Consider the following 9,945-nt stretch of genomic DNA (forward strand, 5'->3'; position numbering starts at 1 on the left):
CGAGTTCCGAATCAGCGACCCAGTCGTCAGTGCCCGCAGAGTAACCCTCTAATTCATCACCAAAGGGGTGAAGTGGGCGGATGAAAATCTCCCGACCCTGAGGTACCGAGACACTTTGCCCAAGTGAGTAACCTAACGGATAACCAAACAAAGAATCTTCCACATCAAGGCCCGGCCAGCCACCTTGCCAAGTGTGTTTTCCTCCAGCCTCGTCCGTCATAAAGGCGAAAAAAACAACCGAAAGAGGGGCGTTGGCGAGTTCAATGAACTTGGTCGGTTCATCCACGGCTGGATAAAAGATGTCCGTTTCGCCGTTCCAGGCTATCCATTTTTGTAGGAATTGAGCAGTATCTGAACCCTCACTACCAGCATCCTCATCCGACGCACTCATCAATTCAAGCTGGAAGAGTGTTGCGTATATCTTTGTTTCAACCTCGGTTAATAAATCGAGTTTATGCTTGGTGTCGCTGATGGGCTGCGACATAATTTTCGCCTGGTCTTGTTCGGCCCAAACCCAAACTTGAGCAACATTCTCTTCAGGTAGCTGAATCGAGAGCGTTGAGTGAACATCAACTGTGGCGTCCGCGCATCCAACAAGACTGACAATGACTACACTCAAACACAGAAACTTATACATCTGCTTATCCTAATAGCTGAAACGCTCGAAGTATCTTCTTCGCAAGATTATGACCTTGATAGGAAATCACAAGACAGAGCTGATTTCATGCTTTTCCAGAGTTCCTAAGCCGTTTAATCCCGGCAGAACCCGTTAAATGCGGCCACTGATGCTCACTTATTCGAAAGGGAATCAATCAGTCGCTAACCGGAACCTTGTCAAACGAGAGAACTCTTAAGCCACCCGGCAAAGCCAGGTAGAGTTCATGGCCCGAATCGCTGAATTTAAAGTCCAGAGGCTCCTCAGATAGTGATTCGTTTATGACCTCCTTAAGCTCTCCGAACAAAGACCAGACCTTAAGCTTAAATGAACCATCACCAGTAGCGAAGGCTATCGCCACCATGTCTCCGTTGGCCGACACTTCCGGCTTAAAGTAAAGCTCAGGTAAGACATCCGTTTCGAATTCTTTGTCAAAGCACTCGAGTTCAAGCTCATCGTTTTGTTTTATCAAAACCACACCAACTTGAAATGGCGAGAAACTAAACACGGCGAGCCCAAGAGCGTCGTTAACACCTGTGCTGCCGAATACGTCAAGCTTCGCAGCGCCGGGCCAACCACAGCCCTCTGATACATCTGCTTGGCCCATGGTCTGCCCTAGGTCACCTAGCACTTGAACCATCATGGCGCCCTCGCTGGAGCTTGTAATCATACCGTTAAGTCCTGGTAGAACTGATGCTCGGCGAGAGAAATCAGCAAACGGAATGGGCCGCTCTTCGAAGCTGCTGGAATGACGATCTGCAATTAGTAAACTCAGCTCACTGGGGTCGACCAGCTCAACTCCCAGGACCAATTGTTCTGGGCTAAGGAATGCCGATTGAGCCGTCGTGCCTGCGCTCAGCGAATTCAGGGAGTGGTCCACTCTGGTGCTAAATCCTGCTGATGAAGCCAAAGGCTGCTCGAAGTACTCACTTGCAGCAAAAGATGCCTCCTCGGCCACAAACTTTTGAAACAGGCGTGCCTCCGTCACATACATATTATCGCCAGAAAGCCCAATCGCTAAGTTGGTCATCCGACCGGCGGGCGTTGTGCTATCGCTGCCACTCATATCTATCTCAAAACTCGAGGTCGAAGTGGTCATTGAGCCCCAGAGTCCATCCTCACGGTCGATGCGATGACCAGCGGTACTCTGCGATAATTTTTCTACTGTCACCTGGACAGTGGTCGGTCCTTGTAGAATCGTGCCACCAACACACGGATCAGTGTCGTCGCACTCTAACGAATAATTCACATCCCAGCTTGGATTCCCCCAGAGGTCGGCCCGCTTTTCCAGCATACTTTCGCCCGGGGCAGGCCCCGACATTAGCCAACCATTGTCGACCGTTACAAAAGCCTTGATGGGCACATCGAGCGACTGAAAAGCTTCCGGAACCTTGAAGACCATTACATTCGGAGTAGACCATTCGGGAGCCACGCAGATCCCCTGGACGCACACTTGGTCTCGGCTTACATCTGCCGAAAACCCTGATCCCAACAAGGTCACACGCTCACCGGGCCTAATGTGATGGGGCAAGCTACCGGTTATCTGAGGTCCCATCATGATAATATCGACCACGGGATCACCACTCCAAACGGGGTTGCCTGATACAGTAGGATCCTCTTCGTAGAGGACGACGGAGGTACCTGCCGCCACCATGTTATTTCCATTATCGACAATTTGATGAATCTGCTTCGACACTCTATTGGCCTCGCCGAAACCATTCAGTTCCAGTGAGTGGATAAAATCCCTAGAAGAGTCGAGCAAGAGGTCATTCATACCAAACTCCATCGCCGTATATGGAGTCCCTGTCGAACCGTCGGATGGCGTTGAGGGCGTAGGGTAAATTTCTGATTCAACTAAACCAACCGAAGGCATCCAATAATAATCTTTTAGTATGCTCCCCTCGAAATAACGCGACACATTGGTGACCTCCCAATTCCATCCGCGGACAGGGTCGAAGAGGATGCCATCTCTATTCGAATATGCACTTCCGAAACCCGGCTTAGCTTCAAGCTCACCCACCAACTTCAATCGCTGATATTTTCGGCCGGTTGATGGATCCCAAAATTCTGCAATAGCAGTGCTTGAGTGAGGTTCAATGGTTAAGCCGGAAGGGTCAGACCACATGCTGTTCAACCGAGAAGCCTTAAACGTCCCGCTCAACGGATCTGATCCCTGATCCACCGTGTAACCAAGAAGGCAATTACCAGACATTGCCCAATAAGTTTTATTGAGTGGGTTATGGGCCAGAGAAGCTGAAACCGAGTTAAAGGACGTAAAGCAATCTCCAGTACCCAAGTTATCAATGGGGAATGACTTAACCTGCGCTTGCGAGATGCCGCCAACAGCCTCCTGAGTAACCATGCCAGCTAAGCTCAGTGAACAATGAAGGGTGCTTTCTTGATCATCGTCAAAACTCAAATAAGCAACGCTGGAGTACCATTCGTTGGTTGACTCTCCCGAACCTTCGTTTGACGTAAAGACGGGGTAAAGAGCCAATGTTGCATCAGCGATTTTACCCGGGCAAATAGGGGAAAGTGTTGATGCTGCAATCACACCAAGAGAACGCCACTGAGGGTCAGTGCCATCTGCACTGGGAACGTCATGGCGAAATAACTCAAAACCGTCTTCGCCAACCACAACCAGGTTCTCAGTCAAAGGATCCCAGACCAAGCGTTGGAGCTGACCAAGAACTTCAAGATTGACATCAAAAGTCTGACCTCCAACATTTAACTTCCCAAAGGCCAAGGACGCTGGCTGACTCGGTTCAACAAGCTGAACAGATTTCGACTCCAATTCTGCTTGGTCTAGATAGCCCGCTTCTTGGTCATACCTCGAAAAACTTCCCAGACTAACCGCATAGGTACCCGGAACATTATCCAGGCCGGCGAGGGGCTCAATCAGCCCATCAGACGACGACATCACCGATGAACTGGTCGCATCGCTGGTAAACATATATCCGCCGCGATTTGCACCAAAACCCGTTACCGGCCACTGAAACGATTGACTGATGCCAAAGCTGTTGAAATCGGAGGAGTATCGTAAAGCCTGACCCGCCGCCATCGGTAGAAAAGACGGCGCTCTCGTAATAAATGAAACAGGTACTTCAAGACTGTCCATGGACTCTGCGCCCGCCGCTGCTGAGGTTTCCTCCACCGTGATAGACAGACGCTTTGCAAGAGCTCCGAAACCCTCAGGAAATGAATCACGTAATAAATCGACCGAGACCCAGGTGGTGACGGTTTCATTGGCCCCCAGCTCCCAAACCATGTTGAACACCTTCGATTCATCTGTTTGGGCTAGAATGTCGTCTGTTCCAGCCAACAAGGCTGACTCAATAGATAGGCGAAACTTGTCAACTGGAGAATCCCGAACCAGAACTGCCAACTGAACCCAGTAACGAGCCAAGTTGGCTTCGGTTGATGGCAGACCATGGGCAGGTAATACAGAAGTAACCAGCGCGCGATTGGTTGAGTCGGTAAGCCCTAAGACACGAAAACGTCTGAGCCTAACAAACTCATTGCTCGGGTCGCTCGCCAATGCATATTTCACTTCGAGCACCGCAACACTTCGATAAAACGGGGCACTCACGACGCCCGGCTCCGACGTGCATCCTACTTTTAATCTCGTACTCGGTTCCTCAGAAAGCCAGACACAAGTCATACCAGAAATTTCAGTGGTGTTTTCTTCATCGCCATCCAGCTCGAGAGCTTCAAGCAGGGGAGTTCCCACAGGCACAATGACCTCATCAGAGTTCACAATAAACGCTAGAGTCGTACCCCAGCCACCTTCACCAACCTCCAAAAATTGATGGTTATCGTCGGCATCCAGCGTAATAGAAACGGCAGGCCCTTGAACTTCGATATCCGGTCTTACCACCAATTCACTTACGCCAAGGGAGGGCAAGGCTTCATAACGCACACATACAGTCATGCTCTCGCCAACCAGTGTAGGTAAAATGAGACTGCCACAAGGGGTCCACTCTTGCATTTCGGTGCAGCCGTAAGCAGAGCCGGGCGAAGTTTCTCCAGGCAAAGAGCAACTAAAGCTATAACCTTCGACCTCATATATTTGGCCATAGTCCAAAGCACCGGGAAGGCTTTCGGGAGAAACCTGCGTTAACTTTCCTACAGGAAGCGCGGCTGGGGCATCGCCTAAGGAAACATTGACTGTGGAACCAGCCTCCCACTGCTCAGTGTTGATGGTTTGAAAACTGGGATCCTCCCCCAGTGGGTGCTTACCTCGATATTCAATGGCTCGGTTACTCGGAACAGCGGTATTCTGTGCCAACGGCAGACTTAACGTAATATTGTAATAGGTGTCTTTAACCTCAACGCCAGGCCACGTCCCAAGCCAGTCATGAGAGGTTCCATCGGAATCTTCCATCACCGGATGAAACTGAATGGCAGTCGTATCCGCCTCGGGGAAAATGAGACGGCGGTCGTTGATGCCCGGGTCAGGAACAAACTCGCCAGTGGTTCCGTCCCAAGCAACCCAGAAATCGATAAACTCCTCAGTTTGAGACTGAAGACTGTCTCCAGCCGCTACAGTAGTTTGCGAAGTTTTGGTTGTTTCAAGAATTTTAGCTTTGATTTCCGTGGAGACTTCAGGCTCAAGGACAAAGCGGTACTGAATGTCGCTTATTTTCTGACCTTCTACGGCGAGGAGATTTTGCTTAGCCACGATATCGACGACTTCGTAGTATCCACCACTGATCGGCAACGAGATAGTGAATGTGGATTCCAGCTCGACAGGCTTGTGCTCACAAGCTGTTAGAGTCGCTCCTATCACCATCAAACACAGAAATATCCGCATATTCAATCCCCACACACACCTGGCGTTAGATCAGACGACACCCGAATTGAATTTATTCGGAAAAATACCGTAACAACAATGATTAGACCGAATCTTTCGATCAAGGGTATGCACCAGCCTTACATTAAGGAAGCTTACGGACAACCTCAATGAGAGCAGGGCGCTTGATAGAAGGAACCTGAGCCGGAACCCCAACCCATATGAATCCTGTAATCTCTTCCATATCGGGGTCGATCCCAAGCACGGAGTAGGTGTCTGCGTGGACAGTCACACCGCCCGAACTCCACTTCGTACCCAACCCTTCAGCATGAGCTACCAACATCATATTCTGAATAGCGCAGCTTACAGCGGCATAGTCCTCTTTAGACTGGAAATCGTTATCAGACCGCACCTGACTCACAACGACCAAGGCCCCGGGGGTGACTATCTTAGCCGTGATGGCTGCTTTCATGTCATCCGAGAGGTCTTTCTTAACGGCCTTGCATGCTATCGCAACCGGTACCAACTGCTGGCGTGTCTCAGCTCCAACCTGCGTAAAACGCCATGGCCAGGTCAGCTTATGATTTGGGGCATGGTGCCCTGCCAACAATAATTTATCCAACGTCTCTTGAGGGACCGCGTCCGGTAAATATTTGTGCACGGTTCGCCGTGTGTAAATCGCATCCAGTAAATCCATAAGAGCTTCTCTAACCTTCCTGAGCCCAGAATTTGAGTCAACATCAACCTGCTTCTTCGAGCCGTTCCCCACACTGCATACAAAAACGAGCTCTGCGCAGATGTCCAGTAGCGCCGCATCGCAGACACGACTTTTTATGCCGAAGCTTGTTGGTTTCCGCGGTTACGATGGTAACCGGAACAACAATCAAGCTGTAGCCCACCAAAATCAAGGCACTTGCCAAAAAACGCCCAAAGGTGGTGTGCGGGACGATGTCCCCGTAACCGACGGTACTCATCGTCACAATGGCCCAATACATTCCCTCTGGAATAGACCGAAAACCACGCTCGGGACCTTCAACGATAAACATCAGTGCGCCAGCAATCACCACGACAATAAGAATAGCCGTCATGAAAACTGTTATTTTGGCGCCACTGGCAACAAATCCCCGCCGCAGCCCCGATGCTTCCTGATTAAATCGCCGAAGACCCAGGATTCTGAAGACGCGTATCAGACGCAGGGCTCGAATGATTTGAAGCCAGCCCAAGGCCGGGAAGAAAAAACCAATCCAAGTGGGTAAGATGCTCAAGAGGTCGACTACACCAAAAAAACTAGCCGCGTATTGCGTGGGGCGGCGGACAATTCGGAGCCGCACCACATACTCAATCGTAAAAAGAACAGTAATCACCCATTCTAAACCAACGAAGAACTTATAAAAGTTGGGGCCAAGGTTAGGAACGCTCTCAAGAATAACAGCAAAAACACTTAGTAAGATGGCGCAGAGTAAGCCGAGGTCGAAGAGCTGGCTGGGCCCGGGATGGGACTCAAATATGATACGGTAAAGCTTTTCGTTGCCATCCCGCCATGGAACTTGTTGCTCTTGTTCGCTTGCCATCCCGCTTCTATTCCCTTCGGTGTATCCTAACGATAACCATGAAGGGCTCCCACAAAGAGGGTAAGATCACAAGGCATTTAACCGTAGAGTCGTTATTTTGGAAAATCCGAGAATACGTGCATTACAGTTCCCACCTTGATGACAAGTGCAGAACCCGCAGCTGCCTGATCGGCGGCATAGCGTTCGAAATTAAAATAAAAATGCAGAGAGGCGGGCAGGGAGTCCAGTAAACCCTTCCGAGCCATCTGTTTCGATGCCCAGTCCGACAAACGGGTCCATTCACCGTCGTAATATTTCTGCACATAAAGACGCGCCTTATCAACGTCACCCAGCTCATCCGTAAGCAAAGAAAACATCGGACCGTGTTTCGCAATCAAAGCGTTGAGTTTAATTTTCTGTGGATCCAGCTCAGGCTGAGCTTTTGATTTTCGTACGGGCTTTGGCGCATCTTGAACGGCGGTACCTTGAGCACTCGCTTCATCTTCGTCCTCGCCCATAATCGAAACGATTCTGCCCCGGAGTTCTTTAGGGTTGAATGGCTTGTGGATGTAATTCGCCACTCCCAACCGCAACATCGGACCAATGGTCGCACTCGCGTGCTCGCCGGTCAGAAGAACAACTGGTGTATCTTCGTCTTGCTCACGAATCCGCTCAAGAGTTTCCTGCCCATCCATGTCCGGTAGATTGTAGTCGAGCAAAATGAGATCAATTTCGCCTTCATCTAAACGGTCGAGACCATCTTGCCCCGTTAATGCTTTCACCAATTCAAACCGTGCTTGAAGCGCAGCCTTCACCAACAATTGGATGTTCTCATCATCATCGATGACCAATACGCGCTGCATGAAACCCCCAAGATCTAATCATGGGCCGAGCAGGCCCACTAGAACCTGTAAAAGGTACCGCTTCTCGGGATGCTGATCAAATGACTAACCACCTCGGCTGGGCATGGTTTCATACATTTTCGGCTTTGCTTTATCCTTGACCTCTGGCTTAGGAGCATTGTGGTCTTCCTCGAGATAACCCACATCCGCTTGGTTGATGATAATCTCAACCCGTCGATTCCTGTTACGGTTTTCTTTTGTTGAATTCGGCGCCAAGGGCTGGATCTGGCCCAACCCATTGATGACAAATCGACTCTCTACGACATCACCACCCTTCAGTAGCTCATGTAAGACTGAGTAGGCACGTGCGCTAGAAAGCTCAAAATTGGATCGAAACCGTCTGGACTTAATCGGCCTATCGTCGGTGTGCCCGGATATCGCAATGGTGCCTTCAATCTCAGAAAATACAGCTTTAAGCTTCTTTGCAATCGGCTTGAAGGCCACTTTCAAATCGGCACTTCCGGGCTTAAATGAGCCACCTTGCAAGATACGAATCACGATGAGCTGATCTTGAACGAGAAGTTCAATCTGTTCCTCTTGAATCATGGGGCGAAGCAACTGCTGGAGCATCACAGCATCTGAAACAGTCTGCTCCTTACTCGCCATTTTAGCTTTGTTTTTCTCTTTAATTTTAGCGTCTATCTTCTTCATGGTCTGAGAAGAGCGCTTGGTATCCATCCCACGGTCTATGCCCTCAATCATGGCCTTAAACTTTTCGATATCCACTTCAGACATGCTCAAAAGCATGACAAAAAAGCACATCAGAAGGCTCATGAGGTCGGCGAATGTCACCACCCATTTAGGCGCACCTTTGGCTTGTTTAGCCTTTTTCTCAACGGAGACCTCTTTTGGGGATCCATTCTCGGCATCATCGGCGCCGTCACCCCCGTTTTTTTTGCGCTTTTTCTTCTCCGCCATGGGCGCCTGAGTCTCCCGACCAATGGTTGTGTTGGTCTTATTGAAAAGGATACGCTGTTGTTAGGCGAGGGATCCAGTGGCAGATGCCGAGAAAAAGAAACGAAAACGGAAAGCTCCGGGGAAAACAGAAGGCCCTGAAGAAAAAACTGTTTCGTCGGAAAAAAAGCCCAAGGCCGGAACCCCGGGCTGGGTAACGACATTTGCCGACCTCATGAGCCTTCTGATGTGCTTCTTTGTCATGCTGGTTTCGATGGCTTCAGTTGAGCGAACCACTTTTGCCAAGATGGCAAGCTCGGTAAAAGACGGCCTTGGGGGTGGTAAAGCTGAGATTGCTGAAGAGAGCAAAACCAGCATCGACGTTAAGATAGAGTCCAAAAAGAACGACAAACAAGACCCTGCCACCAAGCTTTCACAGGAGCTGGTAGAAGAGATTCAAGATGGGCAAGTGGAAATCGATGCAGACGGGGATGCACTCAAGATTCAGCTCCTTCAGTCCGCAACCTTCGGTGCTGGCAGCGATAAACTGAAAAAGTCGTTCAAACCTATCGCTGAAAAACTAAAGAAAACGCTCTCTAAAACCAAAGGAACCATCACGGTTGTTGGTCATACCGATGACCAACCCATCAAATCTCGAAAGTTTCGGTCAAACTGGGAATTGGCATCTTCCCGAGCAGGCTCGGTCATTGCATCACTGGCGGGGGGCAAAAAGCTCTCCATCGACCGCTTCTCTATCCGAAGCTATGGCGCCTCCAAGCCTAGAGTCCCGAACGATACCGCCGAAAACCGAGCCTTGAATCGACGTATCTCAATCATCGTTCAAAAAACGGGGAAATCGAAACAAGATCCAGCCGCCGACAAGTCTATGGTCATCAATTCCGAAAACGTGGACTCTATAAGCTCTGAAAAACTCATGGATTTCTTAACCGAAGAACCCGAAGCCAAGAACAATCCAGAGCAAGCGGAAAGCCCAGAAGCCAAAGAAACATCCAAAGATAACGATAAGAAGAAAAAAACCAGAACCCGAACACGCAAGAAAAAGAAAAAACGTTCACAGAAGAACAAGAAATAGAGGTCTGCTTCGATGACCTAACGTTTGATAACGTCGCGTGATCTGTGCAAAGATTTTTA

General features: G+C 49.6%; 7 protein-coding genes. 1 reads left to right on the top strand and 6 read right to left on the bottom strand.

Features of this window, described 5'->3' with window-relative positions; all coding sequences use genetic code 11:
- The 6 genes from HOK28_16535 to HOK28_16560 form a co-directional block, all read right to left on the bottom strand.
- Positions 1-637 (bottom strand): hypothetical protein (locus HOK28_16535; GenBank protein MBT6434705.1); only part of this gene is annotated, 637 nt, incomplete at its 3' end.
- 175 nt (positions 638-812) lie between these two features.
- The gene (locus HOK28_16540) at positions 813-5,468 is read right to left on the bottom strand and encodes an IPT/TIG domain-containing protein (GenBank protein MBT6434706.1); all 4,656 of its coding nucleotides are present in this window, start codon (positions 5,466-5,468) and stop codon (positions 813-815) included.
- Positions 5,469-5,592: 124 nt separating this feature from the next.
- Positions 5,593-6,144 carry a nitroreductase gene (locus HOK28_16545; protein ID MBT6434707.1) on the bottom strand — a complete coding sequence of 184 codons (552 nt, stop codon included), beginning with the start codon at positions 6,142-6,144 and terminating at the stop codon, positions 5,593-5,595.
- A gap of 43 nt (positions 6,145-6,187) precedes the next feature.
- Positions 6,188-7,018: an ion transporter gene (locus HOK28_16550; GenBank protein ID MBT6434708.1), complete on the bottom strand. Its 831-nt coding sequence runs from the start codon at positions 7,016-7,018 to the stop codon at positions 6,188-6,190.
- Between the two features lie 92 nt (positions 7,019-7,110).
- A complete protein-coding gene (locus HOK28_16555; GenBank protein ID MBT6434709.1) occupies positions 7,111-7,860 on the bottom strand; it encodes a response regulator in 750 nt (249 codons plus the stop codon).
- An 84-nt stretch (positions 7,861-7,944) separates the two neighbouring features.
- A complete protein-coding gene (locus HOK28_16560; GenBank protein MBT6434710.1) occupies positions 7,945-8,817 on the bottom strand; it encodes an OmpA family protein in 873 nt (290 codons plus the stop codon).
- 76 nt (positions 8,818-8,893) lie between these two features.
- On the opposite strand from HOK28_16560, the gene HOK28_16565 reads away from it, so the two are divergent.
- On the top strand, positions 8,894-9,886 hold the full coding sequence (locus HOK28_16565; GenBank protein ID MBT6434711.1) for an OmpA family protein: 993 nt from the start codon (positions 8,894-8,896) through the stop codon (positions 9,884-9,886).
- Positions 9,887-9,945 lie beyond the last annotated feature (59 nt).

The organism is Deltaproteobacteria bacterium, assembly GCA_018668695.1.
Taxonomy (GTDB): domain Bacteria; phylum Myxococcota; class XYA12-FULL-58-9; order XYA12-FULL-58-9; family JABJBS01; genus JABJBS01.

Coding starts and splice junctions, on each gene's coding strand:
- HOK28_16555 (MBT6434709.1), bottom strand. CDS start 7,860: ATGCAGCGCGTATTGGTCATCGATGATGATGAGAACATCCAATTGTTG.
- HOK28_16540 (MBT6434706.1), bottom strand. CDS start 5,468: ATGCGGATATTTCTGTGTTTGATGGTGATAGGAGCGACTCTAACAGCT.
- HOK28_16545 (MBT6434707.1), bottom strand. CDS start 6,144: ATGGATTTACTGGATGCGATTTACACACGGCGAACCGTGCACAAATAT.
- HOK28_16550 (MBT6434708.1), bottom strand. CDS start 7,018: ATGGCAAGCGAACAAGAGCAACAAGTTCCATGGCGGGATGGCAACGAA.
- HOK28_16560 (MBT6434710.1), bottom strand. CDS start 8,817: ATGGCGGAGAAGAAAAAGCGCAAAAAAAACGGGGGTGACGGCGCCGAT.